19 protein-coding genes are annotated in these 18,905 nt (G+C 72.4%); 11 read left to right on the top strand and 8 right to left on the bottom strand.

The window, feature by feature from the left end:
- Positions 1 to 28: 28 nt before the first annotated feature.
- The 7 genes from HTZ77_RS43745 to HTZ77_RS43715 all read right to left on the bottom strand — a co-directional run bounded on the left by HTZ77_RS43745 (position 29) and on the right by HTZ77_RS43715 (position 8,381).
- Positions 29 to 1,324, bottom strand: a complete 1,296-nt coding sequence (locus HTZ77_RS43745; protein WP_175595708.1) for a hypothetical protein — start codon at positions 1,322 to 1,324, stop codon at positions 29 to 31.
- Positions 1,314 to 2,354 carry a LacI family DNA-binding transcriptional regulator gene (locus tag HTZ77_RS43740; protein ID WP_175595707.1) on the bottom strand — a complete coding sequence of 347 codons (1,041 nt, stop codon included), beginning with the start codon at positions 2,352 to 2,354 and terminating at the stop codon, positions 1,314 to 1,316. Before HTZ77_RS43740 ends, HTZ77_RS43745 begins: the two co-directional genes overlap by 11 nt.
- On the bottom strand, positions 2,355 to 4,064 hold the full coding sequence (locus HTZ77_RS43735) for a glycoside hydrolase family 36 protein (RefSeq protein ID WP_175595706.1): 1,710 nt from the start codon (positions 4,062 to 4,064) through the stop codon (positions 2,355 to 2,357). It abuts the gene before it with no gap.
- Positions 4,065 to 4,066: 2 nt separating this feature from the next.
- Positions 4,067 to 4,876 (bottom strand): carbohydrate ABC transporter permease, encoded by an 810-nt coding sequence (locus tag HTZ77_RS43730; RefSeq protein WP_175595705.1) that lies wholly within the window; start codon positions 4,874 to 4,876, stop codon positions 4,067 to 4,069.
- Positions 4,873 to 5,799 (bottom strand): carbohydrate ABC transporter permease, encoded by a 927-nt coding sequence (locus tag HTZ77_RS43725; RefSeq protein WP_205304707.1) that lies wholly within the window; start codon positions 5,797 to 5,799, stop codon positions 4,873 to 4,875. Before HTZ77_RS43725 ends, HTZ77_RS43730 begins: the two co-directional genes overlap by 4 nt.
- A complete protein-coding gene (locus HTZ77_RS43720) occupies positions 5,796 to 7,106 on the bottom strand; it encodes an ABC transporter substrate-binding protein (RefSeq protein WP_175595704.1) in 1,311 nt (436 codons plus the stop codon). The genes HTZ77_RS43725 and HTZ77_RS43720 overlap by 4 nt, the downstream gene beginning before the upstream one ends.
- Positions 7,107 to 7,244: 138 nt before the next feature.
- Complete coding sequence (locus HTZ77_RS43715) at positions 7,245 to 8,381, bottom strand: aminotransferase class V-fold PLP-dependent enzyme (protein ID WP_205304706.1); 1,137 nt, start codon at positions 8,379 to 8,381, stop codon at positions 7,245 to 7,247.
- Positions 8,382 to 8,523: 142 nt separating this feature from the next.
- Between HTZ77_RS43715 and HTZ77_RS43710 the strand changes: the two genes are divergently transcribed.
- Both HTZ77_RS43710 and HTZ77_RS43705 read left to right on the top strand, forming a co-directional pair.
- Positions 8,524 to 9,546 (top strand): LacI family DNA-binding transcriptional regulator, encoded by a 1,023-nt coding sequence (locus HTZ77_RS43710; protein ID WP_175595702.1) that lies wholly within the window; start codon positions 8,524 to 8,526, stop codon positions 9,544 to 9,546.
- Between the two features lie 69 nt (positions 9,547 to 9,615).
- Positions 9,616 to 10,140 carry an NUDIX domain-containing protein gene (locus HTZ77_RS43705; protein ID WP_175595701.1) on the top strand — a complete coding sequence of 175 codons (525 nt, stop codon included), beginning with the start codon at positions 9,616 to 9,618 and terminating at the stop codon, positions 10,138 to 10,140.
- Between the two features lie 91 nt (positions 10,141 to 10,231).
- Here HTZ77_RS43705 and HTZ77_RS43700 read toward each other — a convergent pair whose 3' ends face one another.
- Complete coding sequence (locus tag HTZ77_RS43700; RefSeq protein WP_328809115.1) at positions 10,232 to 11,680, bottom strand: N-acetylmuramoyl-L-alanine amidase; 1,449 nt, start codon at positions 11,678 to 11,680, stop codon at positions 10,232 to 10,234.
- 202 nt (positions 11,681 to 11,882) lie between these two features.
- On the opposite strand from HTZ77_RS43700, the gene HTZ77_RS43695 reads away from it, so the two are divergent.
- The 9 genes from HTZ77_RS43695 (at position 11,883) to HTZ77_RS43655 (ending at position 18,902) form a co-directional block, all read left to right on the top strand.
- Positions 11,883 to 12,608, top strand: coding sequence for a LuxR C-terminal-related transcriptional regulator (locus HTZ77_RS43695; protein ID WP_328809114.1), 726 nt, complete (start codon positions 11,883 to 11,885; stop codon positions 12,606 to 12,608).
- A gap of 70 nt (positions 12,609 to 12,678) precedes the next feature.
- Positions 12,679 to 13,227: a hypothetical protein gene (locus tag HTZ77_RS43690; RefSeq protein WP_205304705.1), complete on the top strand. Its 549-nt coding sequence runs from the start codon at positions 12,679 to 12,681 to the stop codon at positions 13,225 to 13,227.
- A 40-nt stretch (positions 13,228 to 13,267) separates the two neighbouring features.
- Complete coding sequence (locus HTZ77_RS43685; RefSeq protein WP_175595698.1) at positions 13,268 to 13,798, top strand: DUF4240 domain-containing protein; 531 nt, start codon at positions 13,268 to 13,270, stop codon at positions 13,796 to 13,798.
- A 288-nt stretch (positions 13,799 to 14,086) separates the two neighbouring features.
- The gene (locus HTZ77_RS43680) at positions 14,087 to 14,683 is read left to right on the top strand and encodes a hypothetical protein (protein ID WP_175595697.1); all 597 of its coding nucleotides are present in this window, start codon (positions 14,087 to 14,089) and stop codon (positions 14,681 to 14,683) included.
- A gap of 4 nt (positions 14,684 to 14,687) precedes the next feature.
- Positions 14,688 to 15,641, top strand: a complete 954-nt coding sequence (locus tag HTZ77_RS43675) for an AfsR/SARP family transcriptional regulator (protein ID WP_175595696.1) — start codon at positions 14,688 to 14,690, stop codon at positions 15,639 to 15,641.
- A 51-nt stretch (positions 15,642 to 15,692) separates the two neighbouring features.
- Entirely contained in the window at positions 15,693 to 16,478 is a 786-nt protein-coding gene (locus HTZ77_RS43670; protein ID WP_175595695.1) for an alpha/beta fold hydrolase, read from the top strand.
- Between the two features lie 469 nt (positions 16,479 to 16,947).
- Positions 16,948 to 17,970 (top strand): M48 family metallopeptidase, encoded by a 1,023-nt coding sequence (locus HTZ77_RS43665; RefSeq protein ID WP_175595694.1) that lies wholly within the window; start codon positions 16,948 to 16,950, stop codon positions 17,968 to 17,970.
- Positions 17,971 to 18,035: 65 nt separating this feature from the next.
- The gene (locus tag HTZ77_RS43660) at positions 18,036 to 18,524 is read left to right on the top strand and encodes a DUF5946 family protein (RefSeq protein WP_175595693.1); all 489 of its coding nucleotides are present in this window, start codon (positions 18,036 to 18,038) and stop codon (positions 18,522 to 18,524) included.
- Positions 18,525 to 18,605: 81 nt separating this feature from the next.
- On the top strand, positions 18,606 to 18,902 hold the full coding sequence (locus HTZ77_RS43655; RefSeq protein ID WP_175595692.1) for a DUF3817 domain-containing protein: 297 nt from the start codon (positions 18,606 to 18,608) through the stop codon (positions 18,900 to 18,902).
- Positions 18,903 to 18,905 lie beyond the last annotated feature (3 nt).

Below are 18,905 nucleotides of genomic sequence, written 5' to 3'. Positions count from 1 at the left end.
CCCGTTTCATGCGAGAAGTCGCCCTAGATCAGCCGCGCACCGCCGTCACCGTGGCGCCCGGAGGGACCTCCAGGGTGGTGGCGGAGCCGTCGGGGAAGGCGGCGGTCCACGTGTACGCCACCTGGCCGGACAGGTTGGTGAGCGTCGTGGCGTCCCCGCCGTCGTGGCGCACCGCGACGCTCCCCCGCCCGATCGGGATGCCGCTGACGGCCGCCCAGCCGATCTCCGCGGGCAGCCCCGACAGGGTGGACAGCGCGTTCGCCGGCGCGTCGGGCCGGACCCCGAGCAGGCCCGCCACCACCTGGCTGACCAGCGTGAACGAGACCTCCGGATAGTCGCCGTTGAGCCCGCCCGCCACATGCCCGCCGGTGCGCGCGTGGAAGATCTCCCGCATCCACCGCCAGGCCGCCTCCGGCCTGCCGTTGCGGAAGAAGACGTCGGGCAGGTACGTCCACGCCTCGACGTTGCCGGGGCGGCCGGGGCCGCTCGCCTGCGCGTCGACGTAGTCGAGATAGGCGGGGTCGTCGCGCAGGCCCTTCAACGGCATGAAGAAGCTGTTCTCGGCGCCCCAGCCGGTGACCGGCCGGCCGTCGAGGGTGAAGCCGCGGGCGCCCTTCCAGTCCTGCTCGTAGTGGCGGCGCAGCTCGGCGGCCCGCGCCTCGAACCGGTCACCGTCCTCGCCGCGCGCCCTGGCCAGCGCGGCCATGGCCAGGTGGGCGGCGTACTGCGTGGCGAGGCCGTCGCCGGCCACCGCCAGCGGCTCGCCGCTCAGCTCGTTGTAGCTGGCGACGCCCTCGAAGATGCTCGTCCCGCGCGCGGTGGCGGGCAGGGCGATCGCGTTCGCGCAGTAGTCGCGCAGCACGGGGTCGTGGACGTAGACGGGGTCCCCGGTCCAGCGATGGAGCTCCGCCACGCACTCCACCAGTTCGAAGACCGCGGGCACCTCCCGGACGAACGCGTCGGGCCCGCGGTAGTCGATCGACAGGTACGAGCCGTCGAAGTTGAACGCCCACACCGGACGATGGCCGTGCTCCGCGGTGGCGGAGGCGGCGAAGCGGCGCAGCATCGTCAGGTTGGCCTCGGTCAGGCCGAGCAGGTGCGCGCCCGCCGCCTGGTGGACGAAGTCGCGCAGGTAGAAGCCGCTGCGGTGGGCGTACCCGGCCCAGTAGGACGGCAGGTAGACGCCCTCGCCGGTGCCCCGCGGGCAGTGTTCGTCGACGTTGACGGGACCACGCGTCCCGCCGGGGTGGGCCCAGCGCAGCGCGCGGTCGCGCGCCCAGGAGAACAGCTCCAGGAGCTCGTCATGGCTGGATTCACAGTGCATTCGGGGGTCCCAGGCTCGGGCGGACCACCGGCTCGCCGGGGAGGACGAGCCCGGCCCGCGGAGTGACGCCGTCCTCGATGATCTGGAGGAGGCGGCTGATCAGGGCCTTCGCGATGCGGTGCAGCGGCAGCCGCACCGTGGTCAGCGCCGGCTGGAGCCACGCGGTGACCGGCAGGTCGTCGAAGGCGGCCACGGCCAGGTCGGTGCCGATCTCCAGCCCCTCCGCGCGCGCCACGGTGTAGACGCCGAGCGCGAGCCAGTCGCCCCCGGCCACGATCGCGGTGGGCCGGTCGCGGCCCGTCAGCAGCTCGCGGGTCGCCCTGACGATCTCGCCGGGGTCGTCGCCCGGCACGGAGTAGACCTGCCCGGCCAGGCCGTGGCGCCGCACCCCGGCCAGGAACCCGTCGCGCCGGTCGTCCATCCACGGCAGCCCGGAGGAGGAGGCCAGGAAGGCCACCCGCCGGTGCCCCCTGGCCGCCACCAGGCCGACCATGTCGATCATCGCCTGCGCGCTGTCGACGTCCACCCAGGACTGCGGCTGGTCGGGGCCGGTCCGGCCGAAGGCGGCGAACGGGAAGCCCGCCCTCGTCAGATGGGCCAGGCGCGGATCGTCGCGCAGCACGTCCGACAGCAGGAAGCCGTCCACGGTCCGCGCGGCGATCAGCTCGTCGAGCGCCTGCTCCTGGCTCTGGCCGGGGCGCGGGCGCACGAGCAGGACGCGGTACCCCGCCTCGCCCGACGCCGCAACGACCGCTTCGAGGAAGCCGCCCATGAGCGCGTTGGGGTTGGCCGGATCGTCGACGGGCGCCGGATAGGCGATGATCCGCCTGGTGCCCGATCTCAGGCTGCGGGCCGACTGGTCGGGCCGGTAGCCGAGCTCCTCGATGACCGCGGAGACGCGTTCCAGGGTCTCCGGTTTCAGCCGGTGCGGGGCGTTGAGGGCGTTGGAGACCGTCTGGCGGGACACGCCGGCCACCCGCGCGACGTCCTCGACGGTGACCCCGCGCGCGCGTGGCCGGCGTGCCGCCACTCAGTCTCTCCTCAGCGTGAGCAGACCGCCCGTGGGCACCTCGACGACGCTCGCCCCGGAGTCCAGCGCGAGCTGGGCCGTGTGGACCAGGCTCCCCCGGCAGTCGCGGACCTCCACGCGCGCCGGGCCCGCGCCGAAGAGGACCACGCGCGGGTCGCCGGCGGCGTTGGCGACGAGCAGGTCGCCGGACTCCGGCACCTCGACGGGCAGCGGCGCGTAGCGCGCGACGATCGTGGCCCGCTCGTCGCTCGCCCGCACCAGCGGGTAGCCGTGCTCGGGCTGCTCGGGCTCCAGCGTGCCCGACTGCAGCGTCCCCAGGTGCTCGCGGAAGACGCCCAGCCAGAACCGGAGCGCGGCGAGCTGGTCGGGCCGCTGCGCCGCCAGGTCCACCGAGATCTGCGGCACCGAGAACAGCACGTTGATCAGGTGGACGGCCACCTGCTCCGCGGGCTCGTCGGGGTGCCACAGGAGCATGTCGGAGTGGACGGCCACGGGGCCGGCCGCGAGCCGCAGGTCCACGGTCCGCTGCCGGTTCTCCTGCGGGCTGAGCGGGCAGTCCGTCGCCCTGACCATGTTCGCGTACGGCCACAGGCCGGGGCTCGTGTACGGCTGGCGGTGCTCGACGAGCAGCTCCGGCCGGACCCGGCGCAGCCGCGCGTCCAGGTCGCGGAGCAGCCGCCTGACCCCCTCGTCCACCTCGGCGCAGTCGGCCCCCTCGGCCGGGGCGGGGTCGCCGCCCGGGGTCGCGAAGCGGTCCACGAAGTCGATCTTCAGGCCGTCCATGCCCCACGCCTCGACCGCCTGCGCGAGCCGGTCGATGAGGAACTCGCGCACCTCCGCGTGGCGCGGGTCCAGCACGGCGGCGTCCATGTGGTCGAGGTAGCGCAGGCACCTGCCCTCGAAGCGCTCGAAGGCGGCGTTGTGCTTGCCGACGAACGGCAGGGCGTACCAGAGCATGTACGCCATGCCGAGCTCGCGCACCCGCGCCACATGCCCGGACATGTCAGGAAATGCGGTGGTGTTCGGCTCCCAGTCGCCGCAGAACGCGTAGCCGCGGGCCCGGTCGGCGGTCTGCCAGCCGTCGTCCACGATGATCGTCTCGCAGCCCAGCTCCTTGGCCAGCCGCGCCTGGAGCTCGACGGACTCGGCGCCGACCTCCTGGTGCATGCTGTACCACGTCGAGTAGACCGGCAGCCGGGCGCGCTCCGGAGTGAGCGGCAGGTCGCCCGCCTCCGCCTGCCACCAGGCCGCCATCCCGGACACCGCCGCGGAGAACGGCTGCCCCGACAGGTCCAGCCGGAACCGCAGCCCGTCCCCGTGCAGGGTGAACGCGAACTCGCCCGTCTCCTCGATCACCCCGCCCGTGAAGCTCACCGGCGCCACGGGCTCGGCCACGCCGACCGTGCAGACGTTGGCCCCGGCCGCGCCGACGAGGGAGACCACCGGCGCGCCCGCGGTCAGCCTGGACGTCAGCGGCGCGTTCCAGATCGGGGGCACCCAGCGGGCGCCGCCGATCGGCGTCCAGAACGCGCTGACGCCCACGCACGGCACCCGCCACTGCGCGGCCGTGGCGCCCGGCGCGTCGACCAGCCAGACGCCCTCGGCGACCTGGCTCACCTCCGCCTCGTCCGCTCCCGCCAGGGCCAGTTCGATGGCGCCGGCCCGTACCGTGCTCGTCTCACCGAGCGCGTAGGGCTCCCAGACCTGCATGCTTATCCCTTCGTGGCACCGGCCAGCAGGCCGGAGATGAACTGTTTCTGGAGGACGAGGAAGAGGACCATCATCGGCAGCGAGGAGATCGCGGTGCCCACCATGACCTGGCCGAAGTCGGTCCTGGCCTGCGCTTGCAATGTCGCCAGGGCGACCGGCAGCGTGAACATCTCCGGGGTCCGCAGCGCGATCAGCGGCCACAGGAAGTCGTTCCACGCCCCGAGGAAGAGGAAGACGCCCAGCGCCGCCAGCACCGGGCGCATGACCGGGACCACCACCCGCCACAGCACGCGCAGCTCGCCCGCCCCGTCCACTCGGGCGGCGTCCAGGAGCTCGTCCGGGATGGCGAGCAGGGACTGCCGCATGAGGAAGATGCCGAAGGGGACCGTCAGGTTGGGCAGGATCAGCGCCGGCAAGCTGTCGATCAGATCGAGGTCGTTCATCATCTCGAAGATCGGAATGATCGTGACGCCGCCGGGGATCACCAGCGTGGACAGCAGCAGCACGAAGAACGCGTTCCTGCCGCGGAACTCGAACTTGGCGAAGGCGTACCCGGCCAGCAGCGCCACGACGATCGCGATCGAGGTCTGCACGATCGCGACGAACAGCGTGTTGCCCAGGACGTGGACCAGGCTGATCGACTCCTCGAGTTTGGCCGTGTTCGCCCCGAGCTGGTCGCCCGGATAGAACTTCGGCGTCTCGGCGAAGATCTCGGAGTTGGCGTGGGTGGCGGCCATCGCCAGCCAGTAGAACGGCCCGACGCACAGCGCGAACACCGCGGCCAGCACGAACGTCAGCGCCCAGCCCTTCACTTCTTGCCTCCGGTGAGCTTGAGCTGGAGCAGTCCGAACCCGGCGACGATCAGCGTGAGCGCGTAGGCGATCGCCGCGGCGTAGCCGAAGTCGAAGTAGCGGAATCCGTTCTCGTAGAGATACAGCGAGATGGTGAGGGTGGAGTTGTCCGGGCCGCCGCCGGTGAGCACGAACGGTTCGTCGAACAGTTGCAGCGTGCCGATCGTGGACAGCACGACCGTCAGCAGCAGGATCGGCCGCAGCTGCGGAACCGTGATCGACCAGAACCGGCGGGCCGCCCCGGCGCCGTCGACCATCGCCGCCTCGTAGAGCTCCTTGGGGATGCTCTGCAGCCCGGCGAGGTAGATCACCGCGTTGTAGCCGGTGTAGTGCCAGGTGAGTGCGATGACGACGGCGATGCGGGCCCAGAAGGGGCTGCCCAGCCAGTCGATCGCGTCGATGCCGAAGATGCCGAGCAGCCAGTTGAGCAGGCCGGAGTCCTTGCTCAGGATCACCGAGAACATCACGCCGTAGGCCACCAGGCCGGTCAGTGACGGCATGAAGACGCCCAGCCGCCACAGGCCGCGCAGCCGTAGGAGCGGGGAGTTGAGCCCGAGCGCGAGCACCAGCGCGAGCAGCAGCATGATCGGCACCTGGACGACGAGGATCAACGCGGTGTTCCACAACGAGGTCCAGAACAGCGGGTCGTTCACCAGCCGGACGTAGTTGTCCAGCCCGACGAAGGTGCGGGCCGCGCCCGCGCCGGTGGTCAGGCTGATGTACAGCGCGGCGAGGATCGGATACGCCTTGAAGGACACGAAGCCGAGCAGCGCGGGCAGGATCAGCAGGTAGGGGATGTTCCTCTTGGTGATCAGCCGCGGCCGATGGGAGCGGGGCGAGCCGCCACCCTCGGTGGCGGCCTCCCGGGTCATCGTGAGTGTCATCCCGCGAGCTTCCTGCCGGTCTGCTGCGCGAGCTGCTGGGCGGCGGTGGCCAGGGTCGCCGCCGGGTCGGCGCCCTTGGTCAGGACCTGTGTCTGGGCGTCGCTGGCGATCTTCAGGGCCCTGGCGTAGTCACTGGAGTAGAAGGTGGCGTCGGCCCCCTCGTTCAGCGAGTCCACGAACGTCTTGAGCGTGGGCTGCCCGCCGTAGTACTCCGTCGGGGAGGAGAACATCGGGTCGGAGTAGGCCGCGGTCAGGGCGGGGAAGACGCCGCCCTCCTTGAAGACCTTGTTGATGACCTCGGGCTTGGTCAGCGCGTACTCGATGAACTTGAACGCCTTGGCCTGGTGCTTGCTGGTGCCGGAGATGGCCAGATGGGTGGAGTTGACGATCGCGGTCCGCTTTCCGCCCGGGGTGACCGCCGGCGGCTGCATGACCCGCCACAGGCCCTTCTGCTCCGGGCGCATCTCCGGGATGTAGCTCGCCGCCCAGGCCGCCCACGGCAGCACGGCCAGCTTGCCGCTGCTGATCAGCTTCTTGGCGGTGCCCTCGCCGGAGGTGTCGGCGACGATCCCGGCGTCGTTCATCTTCTTGATCAGGGTCATCGCCTGTACCGCGGGCGCCGAGCTGAGTGTGACGTCGCCCTGCTGGTTGAAGTAGAAGGCGCCCTGCTGCTGCAGGAGCGACTGGTAGAAGTCCATGTCCATGCTGCCGGCGGCCGGCTTGTTCAGGCCGATCAGGGACGCCCCGGTCTTCTCCTTGAGCTTCTTGCCCGCTTCGATGGCGTCGTCCCAGGTCTGGATCGCGGCTGGGTCGATCCCGGCCTTCTCGAAGAGGTCGGAGCGGTAGAAGAAGCCGATCGGGTTGACCTCCCAGGGCATCGCGTAGACGCCGCCGTCCTTGCCGGTCACCGTGGGCCACAGGCCCTTGGCGAAGGCGTCCTTGTACTTGTCCGCGCCGAGCTTGCGCAGGTCGGCCAGGCCGCCGGGGAACTTGTCCACGTAGCTGGGCAGGTAGTCGATGCCGATGTGCAGGATGTCGCCGAGGCCCTTGCCGCCCGCCGCCATGCCGACGGTGATCTTCTCCCAGATCGTCGGGTTGCCGATCACCTGGACGTCGACCTTGATGTTCGGGTTGGCCTGCTCGAAGTCCTTGGCGACGGCGGCCAGGCCGTCCGAGGCGGGCTTCCAGCTCCACACGGTGATCTTGACCGGGCCGCCGCCGCCCTCCGCCTTCTCTCCGCCGCCGCAGGCGGCGAGGGCGAGGGTACCGGCGAGGGTGAGCGCGAGGACTCCACGACGGTTGATCATGCGCGTGCTTCCTTTCGGGGGATGAGCGCCGCGTCGGATATGAACGTTCAAACGATCTTCTACCTGGCTTTACGGGGCAGGAGAGGGGATGTTTGCCGGCCAACCGGCGGGCGACTTGGGGTTAAGGTATTTGATCGTTCATATTGTGCGCAAGAGGGCGCGCCGGGTTCGCAGGACGTCCGGCAGTCCGGCGGCGAGGCGGTCGTAGTCCTCGCGCGTGTTGTAGATCTGCGCCGACAGGCGGAGCAGCCCGACCGGCTCGACCTTGATCTGGCATCCGAGGCGGTCGAGGATCTCGGCGCACAGCGCGTCGGCCTCCGCCTTGGTCGTGCCCAGCCCGGACGCCAGCCGTACCACCCGCATCGGCACGCCGGGGTGGCCGGTCGCCTGCGGGGCGTCCGCGCACAGACCGGCCTCGTGCAGGGACTCCGCCACGACCCGCTGACCGTAGGCCGCCAGCGCCGTGTTGTGCGCACGCACCCGGTCGAGCCCGAGCCGTTCCAGCAGGTCCAGCCCGTACGGCGCGGCCAGCAGGGCGGTGTAGTCACGCGTGCCCTGGAACTCCACCGCGTCCGGGAACCCGTCGCCGTAGGAGACGACCAGCGGCCTGACCCGGCCCCTCCAGTGCGGCGCGACGTGCAGCAGCGCGGCCGGACGCGGCGCGAACGCCCACTTGTGCAGGTTGCCGACCCAGAAGTCGGCGTTCACCGCGTCGAGGTCCACCGGCAGCATCCCCGGTGCGTGGGCGCCGTCCACCACCGAGACGACGTCCCGGGCGGCCAGTTCCCCGGCCAGCCGGGCGACCGGCAGGAGGCGGGCCCCGGCCGAGCTGACGTGGTCGAGGACCGCGAGCCGGGTCCGCGCGGTGACCCCGCCGAGGACCGCCGCCACCGGATCGTCGCCCAGCGCCACCCTGACCAGTCTCGCCCCGCTCTCCCCGGCCCGCCGGCGCAGCGCGCGCTCCACGGCCGCGTACCCGTGGTCGGTGTAGAGGATCTCGTCGCCCGCCGCGAGCGGCACCGACTCCAAGGCGACGGCGACCCCCTCGGTCGCGTTGGCGACGAATGCCGCTCCGGAGCTGTTTCCGGAGCTGTTGAGGAAGGCGGCGACCCGCTCCCGCGCCACGGCCAGGCGCGCGGGCAGCCGGGCGAAGAACCGGTCGGGCGCCCGCTCCATCTCGGCCCGCAGCTCCGACTGCCGCTCCTGCACCTCGACCGGCACCGCGCCGTACGAACCGTGGTTGAGCTGGATCACCTCCGGATCCAGCGAGAACATCTCCCTCGCCCCAGGGATCGCTGTAATCTCCACAAGACCTCCCAGATCGTCATATGTGACATCGCGCATGATATGAACGTTCACAGGACCTAGGATGTCCGGGCCATGGCCGCGCCCTCGCCCCGAGGAGGAGAACCCGAGCATGCCGGCGCAACGGCCCCGCGGGGTCAGCATCCAGGACGTCGCGCGCGCGGCGGGCGTGTCCCGGCAGACCGTCTCCAACGCGATCAACGCCCCGCACAAGCTGCGCGCCGACACCCTCGAACGGGTCACCGCGCTGATCGAGGAGATGGGCTACCGTCCCGACCAGTCGGCGCGCAGCCTGCGCTCCGGCACGCGCCGGGTCATCGCCTACACCACCCCGGAGACCGACCCGGACAACCCCAACGCGCTCATGAGCGGCTTCCTGGAGGCGATGGTCGCCGCCGCCGGCGAGGCGGGCTACCGCATCCTGCTGGTGCGCCCCCGTCCCGGCCAGAGCAAGGCGCGGGCGCTGGAGGACGTCATCGCCGCGCGCACCGCCGACGCGATCCTGCTCTCCGACGTGCTGGAGGACGACCCGTGCGTGGACTACCTGCACGAGACCGGCTTCCCCTTCGCGGTCTTCGGCCGCACCAGGCCCGGCATGCCCCAGGCGTGGGTGGACGTCGACTCGGCGCAGGCGATGATCGACATGGTGGGCCTGCTGACGTCCCACGGCCACCGGCGGGTGGCCTACCTCGGCACGTCGGCGGCGCTGCCCTGGCTGCGGCACCGGGAGGCCGGGTTCCGCATCGGGATGCGCCGCTTCGGCCTGGTCGGCCACGAGGCGTTCGTCGACGGCCTGGACGAGGTGATGGCCGTGACGCGTGACCTGCTGAACCGCTCGCCCCGCCCCACCGCGCTGGTCCTGGACGACGACTGGCTGGCGCCCGGCGCGTACGCCGCCGCCCAGGCCGAGGGGCTGACCGTCGGCGTGGATCTCGCGGTGACCGGGTTCAACGACATGCCGTACACCCGGCTGCTCCAGCCGGCGCTGACCACCGTCCGGCTGCCGCTGCGGCGCATCGCGGACGCCCTGGTGAGCCGGCTCCTCCAGAGCGTCGAGGAGGGGACGCCGCCCGAGGCCGGGCTGCTGCTCGCGGGCGACCCGGTGCTCCGGGCGAGCATGACCACGGTCGCGTAGGCGGCCGGGTTCGTCGCCGCCGCCGCCGTGGTGCGCCGCGGAACGGCACTCCCGGTGGACAATGGGGCGATGACCCGTGTCCTCGCGTCCATCACCGTGCCGTGGATCCCCGCACCGCACCGCCTGGAGGTCGCGCTGACCCGGAGGCTGCCGCCGGTGGAGCAGACCACCTCCGCGTTCGCGTTCGTCCTCGACGCCGCGGGCCGCACGCTGCTGACCCGCGTCGCCCGCGAGGGGCGCGGCTGGGACATCCCGGGCGGCCACCTCGACCCGGGTGAGCGGGCCGCCGACGCCGCCTCCCGTGAGCTGGCCGAGGAGACCGGCCTCGCGCTGCCGCCCGAGCGGCTGTCGGTGTTCGCCTGGCAGCGCATCGAGCTGACCGGCCCCGCCCCGGCCGGCTACCGCTACGCGTCGCTGACGTACATGGTGATGTTCGAGGCCCGCCTCGCCGAGCCCGGGCCGCCCACCGCGCCGCCCGCCGGCTCGGAGAGCACGGGCGCCGAGTGGCTGACGCCCGAGGAGGTCGAGCGGCGCTGCACCGGCCAGGTCTGGCTCACCGCCCACCGCGCCCTGCTGGCCCGCGACTCCCCCTGAACAGGGAAGGGCACCGCCCGGTCGAACGCTGAAGGGCGCCGCCCGGTCGAACCGGTCGGCGCCCTTCAGGATCAGGCCGTGCCCGCGCGGGTCACGAGCAGTGCTCGAACCCGCTGTCGTAGGTGTACGTGCCCGCCTTGCCGCCCCACTTGACGCACTTGTCGGCGGCGGCGGCGATCACCGGCCCGGCGTAGTACGAGAAGTTGCCGCTGTTGGTGACGCGGGTCTGGCCCTCCACCTCCAGGTAGGCGCTGGTGGCCGTGGCCTGGCCGATCGAGGCGGTCTTGATCGTGGCCACGCAGTTCTTGCCGCTGGTGGAGTTGTAGAGCAGGTAGACCTTGCCCGCCGTGCCGAGGGGCGCGGAGTCGATGACCTTGTAGCCGCTGCCGCACACCGACTCGGGGGTGTGCGGGTTGGTGGGCCCGCCGGTGCCGTTGACGTAGTTCATGTACGTCGTCCAGTTCCAGTAGGGACCGGGGTCGGTGTGGTCGGCGGTGGGCACCTCGCTGTGCCCGATGATGTGGCTGCGGTCCTTCGGGATGCCGTAGCGGTCGGCGATGTTGCGGGTCAGCGCGGCCGAGGAGCGGTACATCGCGTCGGTGAACCAGGACGCCTGGTCCACCCAGCCCTCGTGCTCGATGCCGACCGAGCGGCGGTTGTAGTCGCCGGCGTGGAAGGCCCGGTCCTTCTCCCTGACCATCTGCGTGATGGCGCCGTCGGAGGAGCGGACCACGTAGTGCGCGGAGGTCGGGTTCGGCCGGGGCCCGGTCTGGAACCAGTCGATCGTCCCGGCGTAGGTGCCCTGCGCGACATGGATGACGATCCGGTCGATGGCATCGCTGGTGGGCCGGTCGGAGACGGCATAGTTGGAGCTGTGGGCGGCCGCCCAGGTGGCGCCGGGGTAGTCCACCGCGGCCGCGGCCAGCGTGGAGTTCTCGCCGAGCTTCTGGACCTTGGCGTACGAGCCGCGGTCGGGCTCCACGGCGCGGGCCGCCACCTTCACCGTCTCGCCCTCGGGGGTGGAGGCGCTGACGCCGCCGCCGAGGAGGTCGTACACGGTGTCGGCGTACAGCTTGGCCACCTCGGGCTGGGAGGCGTTGCCGTACCTGGCGACCGCGGAGTACCACTTCGCCGGGTCCTTGCGCGCGTCGGCGCCCAGCCCCAGCTCGTCGGCGAGGGCGCGGAGCACGGCGGCGCCGCCGGTGATGTTGGCCGTGGTGTCGGTCTTCAGGGAGGCCACGGGCAGCTTCGTCAGCGTGGCGGCCCGCTCCAGCGAGTGCGTCTTGGGGTTGCTCACGAGGTGCATCACGCCGTAGCCGCCGGAGGCGCTGGGCTTGCCGCCGTGCCCGTCGAGGTGGGTCTCGGCGTAGGCGACGGACACCAGCAGATCGCGGGGCACCTCGTACGCGGCGGAGGCCCGCGCGAAGGCGTCGGCGACGGGACCGGCGCTGGTGGCGCCGGCCGGTTGCCCGATGAGAAGCGAGAGGGGGATGATCGCGCCCGCCAGCAGCGCGGCTGGACGTCGGAGACGAGGCTTCACGTGTTTCTCCTCAACGTTACGTCGGAGGACTCGCACGACACCGTCTCCGGCCTCGGCCGGCGCCGCGTCAGCCGAGCCCCCGAAACGCTCCTGCTGGCGACAAGCGTGATCGGGCCACGCATAAAGATCGTCCAGAAAACGCACGACGCCGACCGGCCCTTCGGCGCACCGTACGATCGCCTTCGAGAACCGGGGGGATCGTGTGGACGAGAACGTGTCGCTGGCCCAGCTCACCCGCCGCCTCGAAGAGGTGGTCGGCGTGCTGAGCGGCGTCCCCGTGGAGGTCGAGCGGGTGGAGGACAACGAGCGCGTCCGGCGGCAGATCCTGGAGCTGGCCGGCTCGTCCCGGGAGCTGCGCGCCCTGCAGCCGGTGGGCTCGCGGGAGGAGGGCCGCGAGGAGCAGCGCAGCAGGCTCGACGTGCTCGGCGCCCTGCGGCGCGGGATGAGGATGCGCACGGTCGTCCACTCCAGCGTCCTGGACGACGACGTCAAGGCGGCCCGGCTCAGGGAGCTGCACGCCGCCGGCGACCTGCACCGGGTCATCGACGAGCAGGTGCAGCAGCTCCTCGTCTTCGACCACGCCGTGGCGTTCCTCCGCATCACCCCTGTCGCGTACTCGCCCGGAGCCCTGGTGATCAGGCAGCAGAGCCTCATCACGGCCCTCATCGACCTGTTCGAACTGACCTGGTCCCGCGCCAGGGAGGTGACCGAGCCGACGCCTCGCCTGACCCCGCGCGAGCGCGAGGTGCTCGCCCTGATGGCCGAGGGGCGCTCCAACGGCGCCATCGCCGGCGCCCTGTCCATCACGGAGGCGGCCGTCGGCAAGCACGTGGCGAGCCTGTTCGCCAAGCTGGAGCTGCCGGCGACCCAGGACGACAACCGGCGGGTGCTGGCGGTGCTCGCCCACCTTCGCGGGACGGCGAGGTAGTGCCAGACCCACCCCGTCCTCGTCCCACCCCCCGCGCGGCCGGGATCCGGCGGACGATTCAATGAGCGCCATGCAACGAATGACTGGATTATTGGTGGGCGCCGTCTTCGGCGCGGTCTTCGTGGTCGTCAACGCCCAGAGCCCGCTGAACACCGTGGCCGTCAACATCCTGCGGGTCGCCGCCTGCCTGGGTGCCGCGGCCGTCGTGGCCATGTGGTTCGCCACGGCCCGGAAGGAGCGGACCGCCCCGGAGCGGCCCGCACCGGAGGCGCGGAAGGGCATGTTCGGCCGCGGATACCTGATCATCGTGGCCGCCGAGGTGCTGCTGCTCTTCGGCGGGCTGCGGGTGCTGGCCGTCCTGGGAGGTCCCGAGCAGGGCAACGTGGCGTGGGTGGCGTTCGTGGTCGGCGTGCACTTCGTCGCGCTGGCGCCGGTCTGGAAGGACCGGAGCATCGCCGTGCCCGGCGCCGTCCTCACCCTGCTGGGGGTGGCGGGCCTGGTCATGGCCTCGACGTCGGCCGTCGCCTGGGTGCCGCTGCTCAGCGGCGTGCTGTCGGGGGTGGTGCTCCTGGCCGGCTCCGTCACCTTCGGGTGGCGCTCTCTTGTCGGTGCCTCCTGATTGTGTGGTCGCCACTGATCACACGACTGTAGGAGTACGGATGGAGCGGCGGTTCCCGGCGGAGGACGAGGAACGTCTCTGGAGCCTGGTGGAGGCGGCGTGGGCACCCCTGGGCGCCGAGGTCGGCCAGGCGCGGTGGGCGCTGGCGAACCGGACGTCCGGTGAGGACCTCAGTGGCCGGCCGCCGTTCACGGTGGTGGCGGAGGCCCTCGACGACTTCCTGAGCAACCTGCGCTTCATCAGCGAGGAGCTGCCGTCGGACGAGCTCGTCCGCCTCGACCGGGTCGTCGAGGCCAAGCTGTACGACATCGACCGCGCCGACCTCCACGAGATCACCGAGGGCTCCGACGACGGTTTCCTGTACGCCCGCGGCTTCGTCGTGGCGCTGGGCCGCGACTTCTACGCCGCCGTTACCGACGACCCGAAGACCGCGGTGCCCGACGCCTGGTGCGAACGGATGTGTTACTTCTTCGCCCACCTCCACCACCAGCGCCACGGGGACTTCCCCGACACCGGGTCGGGGATCAGCCGCGAGTCGTGCTCCAACGCGGCGGGCTGGCGCGACTCCTAGCCACCGGCGCCCGCCTCGTCCCGGGACACGTTGTCCCGGGACGAGGCGGGTGGCATCCGGGACCCGATCAGGGACGCGCGCCCCTGCCGGCCCGGGACGGCGGACGCCGATCGTGGACACCGTCACACCCCGACGGCCCCGCAGGAGGCACTCATGGACGCGCGCATCACCGACGAGCCGGCCAAGGCCCGCACGGATCTTCCCCCGGCTGCTCCCCCGAGGGGCGTCAACGGATCACGACCGGCTGGTGCGTCTCGGCCGGTCGGTGAATCGCGGTCGGCTGGTGTGGTGCGACCTCTCAGCGCCGCCGCCGTCCGCCGCGCCGGCGCCGGGCTCACGGCCGGGGCGCTCACCTGGGCAACGGCCATCTCCATCTTCGGCTCGACCGGCGTCGGCGTGGGCGAGCGCGTCGTCGACCTGACCGGCCTGTGCTTCCAGCTCGGCGTGTTGTGCCTGCTGTGGGTGCAACTGCGGACCCGGGCCATCGGCACCTCCCGCGCCGCCGCCGTCGCGCTCCGCGTCGAGGCGGTCGTGCTCGGCGTGGCCTCCGTCTGGTCGCTGCTGCACGGCGTCCTGCCCGACGACCTCAAGAACGGGGCCTGGCTGGCCCCGCTGGACATGTGCTGGCCGCTGTCGATGCTCGGCATGGCCGCCATCAGCGTGAAGCTCGCCGTCACCGGCCGGTGGAGCGGGCTGCTGCGCTGGTGGCCGCTGGTCGCCGAGAGCTGGGCGGTCGTCACCGTCCCCGCCTTCCTGCTGGTCGGCGAGGACCTCTCCCGCTGGGTGGGCGCCGGCCACCTGGTCATCGGGTACGCGGCGCTCGGGCTGATGCTCGTCACCCGGCCGGGCCAGGTCCTGGGCTCCCCCGTCTCCGGAAAGGCGTGAGCAGGTGGAGTTCCGAGTCCTCGGACCGTTGGAGGCGCGCGACGACACGGGCGGGGCCGCCGCGCTCGGCGGCCCCCGTCCGCGCACCGTGCTGGCCCGGCTGCTGGCCGCGCCGGGCGCGCTCGTCTCCACCGACGCCCTGCTGCACGCCATGTACGGGGACACGCCGCCGCCCAGCGCCCTGCCGTCGCTGCACTCGTACGTGTCCCATCTGCGCCGTGCCCTCGAACCCGGGCGGCGGCCGCGCTCCCGGCCGGCCCTGCTGGTCAGCCGCCCGCCCGGCTACCTGCTGGCGACCGAGCAGGTGGACGCGGTCCGCTTCACCGAGCTCGTGGACCAGGCGGGACGGCAACCGCCCCGCGCGGCCCTGGCCTGCCTGGAGGAGGCGCTGAGCCTGTGGCGCGGGCAGCCGTACGCCGAGTTCGACGACCAGCCGTGGGCGGTCGCGGAGGTCAGGCGGCTGACGGAGTCGCGGCTCGTCGCCGTGGAGCGGCGCGCACGGGCGCTGCTCGCGCTGCGCCGGCCCGACGCCGTGGTCGCGACGCTGGAGGCCGAGACGACGGCCAACCCGCTGCGCGAGCGGCTGTGGTGCCTGCTCGCGCTCTCGCTGTACCGTACGGGCCGGCAGGCGGAGGCGCTGGGCGTGCTGCGCCGGGCGGGCCGGCTGCTGGCCGACCAGCTCGGCCTGGACCCGGGCCCCGAGCTGCGGGCCCTGGAACGCGACATCCTCCACCACGCCGACTCCCTCGGCGCGCACCTCGGCACCCCCGCCCCCGCCCTCACCCCCACCCCCACCCCCGCCTCCGCCGAGCCCCGGCGTCCCGCACCGGAGCCGTCGACCGCTCCCCCGCTCCGCGAATGCGCCCTTCGCCGGCCGGCGGCCCTGCGCCGCGCCAGGGGTGCCGCATCAGAAGTGTCGGTCCGGGCCCGTACCCTGTGCCGGTGGCGGCAGCCATGAACCTGCCCGCCACCCTCACACACCCCGGACGGCACGAATCGAGGCAGGATCTTGAGCACGGTCATCTCCCAGGACGGCACGGTCATCGACTACGACCGCTACGGTGACGGACCGGCGATCATCTTCATCGGCGGTGCCACCCAGTACCGCGCCATCGACCCGAGCACCGCGGAGGTCGCGCGACGGCTCGCCGACGAGGGTTTCACCGCGATCGACTACGACCGGCGCGGACGCGGCCGGTCCGGTGACACCGCGCCGTGGGCGCTGGAGCGGGAGGTCGAGGACGTCGCGGCGCTGGTCAAGGCGGCCGGCGGCACCGCGACCCTCTACAGCAGCTCGTCCGGGGCGACCGTGGCGCTGGCGGCCGCGCAGGCCGGCGTCGGCGTCACCGCGCTCGCCCTCTACGAGCCGCCGCTGTTCGCCGGCCTCGACCACGGCGTGCACCTCGACACGTTGCGCGCCCTGCTGGCCGAGGGCAAGCACGACGAGGCGATGCGCTACGAGATGACGGCCGTGTTCGGCGTGCCGGCCGAGGCCGTCGAGGGCATGGCGCAGGGCCCCGGCTGGGCCGACCTGGTGGCGGTCGCCCCCACGCTCGTCTACGACCTCGCCTCCGTCCACGACGTCAACACCGACCCCGACTGGGCGGCCCGCTGGTCCTCGGTCACGGTGCCGGCGATCGTGTACTCCGGCACCGAGACCTTCCCCGGCATGCCGGAGACCGCCGACGCGGTCGCGGCCGCCCTCCCCGACGCGAGCCGCCGCGTCCTGCCGGGCCAGGGCCACGGCCCCACCCCCGACGCCATCGTCCCGGTGCTCCTGGAGTTCCTCCGCTGAGCCGAGCCGACCGCTTGGCCCACGCGGGGCGGGACCGTCCTGACGCCGGCACCGCGTGGGGCGGGACATCCCGTCCGGTGCGAGCATGGAGCCATGACATCGACCGGAAAGGGCCATGCCGCGTAGGCGCCCTTCCGAGGTCCGTACGCGGCGATCGTCGTGCGGCACCCACAGAGACCTGATCCACCATGTCCCGGGGCCCGGCCGTCGTCCCATGGTCGCGGTGATCGCCCTGGCGCTCCCGATCGACCGGTACTTCGTCAGCCGGGCCGCGCCGGTTCCCCACACGTCCCCTGAATCGCCGTGGTGGTGGCGACAACGGCGGTGACGTGGGGCGTCTTGCCCGCTGTTGTGCGGTTCTGGCACCTTGTTCGCCATGCCCGAAAATCTGTCCGCGGAGGCACCGGCCACAGGCTCGGAACTCCCGAACAGTCGGGATCTCCTGGGCACTCGTGAGGCGACCGGCCGTGTGTCCCGGATCGCCGGGTACGTCCTCGCCGGCGTCGTCCACCTCCTGGCCCCGGCATTCCTCGGGACCGGCGTGTACCTGATCACCCGCCTGAACGTGCCCGGGGTCCTCTTCGGTCTCGTGGCGCTGGATTTCGCGTGGCTGCTGCGTCCCCGCCCCGCCCCCTTCCCCGCCTCGGCCGTGCCGCTCCCCCGCTCGGACGCCCCGCACCTGTACGCCCTGGTCGACCGGATCGGCGCGGAGCTGGGAGCGCCCCGGACGGACCTGATCGTCATCAGCGGCGCGGTCAATGCCTCGTTCCGCACCTACGGATGGCGGCGCAGCCGCATGGTGGAGATCGGCTACCCGCTCTGGCTGATCCTCGGCCCGCAGGAACGCGTCGCACTCCTGGCCCACGAGATGGCGCACTCCCGCAACGGCGACGCCCAGCACGGCCTCGTCGTGGGCAGCGCCCTGCACTCGCTCCACCGCCTGTGCCTGGCCACCGGCTTCGCGTGGCAGCCCGGTGACGGGATGTCCGCCCTCGTCACCGCATGCCTCCACACCGTCCTGAACGTCCCCGCCCGCTTCCTGATCTTCGTCTTGGAACGCCTGCTGTACCGGTCCTCCCAGCTCGCCGAACACCGTGCCGACGAGATGGAGGCCCAGGTGGCCGGTGCCGCTGCCGCCGCCTCGCTGCTGGACGCCCTGACCACCCGGGCGCCCTCCGCCGACCGCTTCCTGCGCTCCAGCGCCGTGGCCGTCGGCACCTGGGACCTGTGGACCGCCCTTCGTACCCACGTGGACGATCTCCCCGAAGCCGAACGCGAACGCCGCCGCGCTGCCGCCCGCCTCGAGAGGACGCGGGTGGACACCGCCCATCCGCCGACGCACGTCCGCATGGGACGCGTGCTGGCCCTGCCGTATCCGGAGCCCCGAGTGCCCGCCACGGGGATGGAGCAGATCGCCGCCGAACTGCACAAGGCGGCCGTACGCGTGGCGCAGAGCCTCCGCGAGAACGCCCAGTCGGCCCTCTACCAGTGAGCCGGGGTCACCGACGCCGGAAATGCGATCGACAAGGCCGCCGCCGTCCGCCTATGGTGCGGGCCATGACGGAGAACCCCATCACGGCTCGGTGCGAGTGCGGTGCGACAGCCGGCCCGCTGGGGGTGTGCGCGGACTACTACCACCAGATCCTGTCCGACGAGCAGGCCGATCCGCAGATGTACAGCTGGCACACACCGGTGGTCCTCGCGTACCTCCTGCAGCACCCCTCCCGGGCCCGCGAGAAGTACCTCGACGGCCAGTTCCGCCAGTTGCAGCTCTACGTGGACAAGGGCCTCGACGCGCTGCTGCGCGTGGCGGCCCACCAGGTGGCGCGCAACAGGCACGGGTCACAGTCGGGCTACGACATGGCGCCCCTGGAGCCGTACGAGCCGCTCCCGGCGGGCGGACCTCCGGCGCGCTTCCGCACCGGTTTCTCCGCGTTGCCGGTCAGGGAGGGCAGCTTCGTGGCCGACGGGCACGCGGCGTACGGCCGCCACATCGAGCTCATCGCCGAGGCGACCGTGGAGGCGTGGAGATCCCTCCAGAGCTGACGCACGCCCCCACCGCGCGTGACCGCCCCTTGCTCTACAGCCTGTAGAGTGTGCGCGATCATCCGAGTGGGAAGGTGAGGCATGCTGCGCTGGTTCCGGGTCGTGGCGGTGGCCGAGGCGTGCTCGTGGGCGGGCCTGCTGGTCGGGATGTTCTTCAAGTACGTGGTCGCCACCGGCGAACTCGGCGTGAAGATCTTCGGGCCGATCCACGGGGCGCTGTTCGTGCTGTACGCGGCCGGCGTGATCCTCTCGGCGCGGGAGGCCGGCTGGAGCCGGGGCGCGGTGGTGCTCGGCCTGGCGTGCGCGGTGCCGCCGTTCACCTCGGTGTGGTTCGAACGCCGGATGGCGGCGCGCACACCGGCCGGCCGGCTCGCCTGACCC

This window comes from Nonomuraea montanisoli (genome assembly GCF_013363975.1).
In the GTDB taxonomy this organism is placed as follows: domain Bacteria; phylum Actinomycetota; class Actinomycetes; order Streptosporangiales; family Streptosporangiaceae; genus Nonomuraea; species Nonomuraea montanisoli.
Note: the sequence above shows the minus strand (reverse complement) of the source record. Positions and strands in the feature narration are given on the sequence as shown.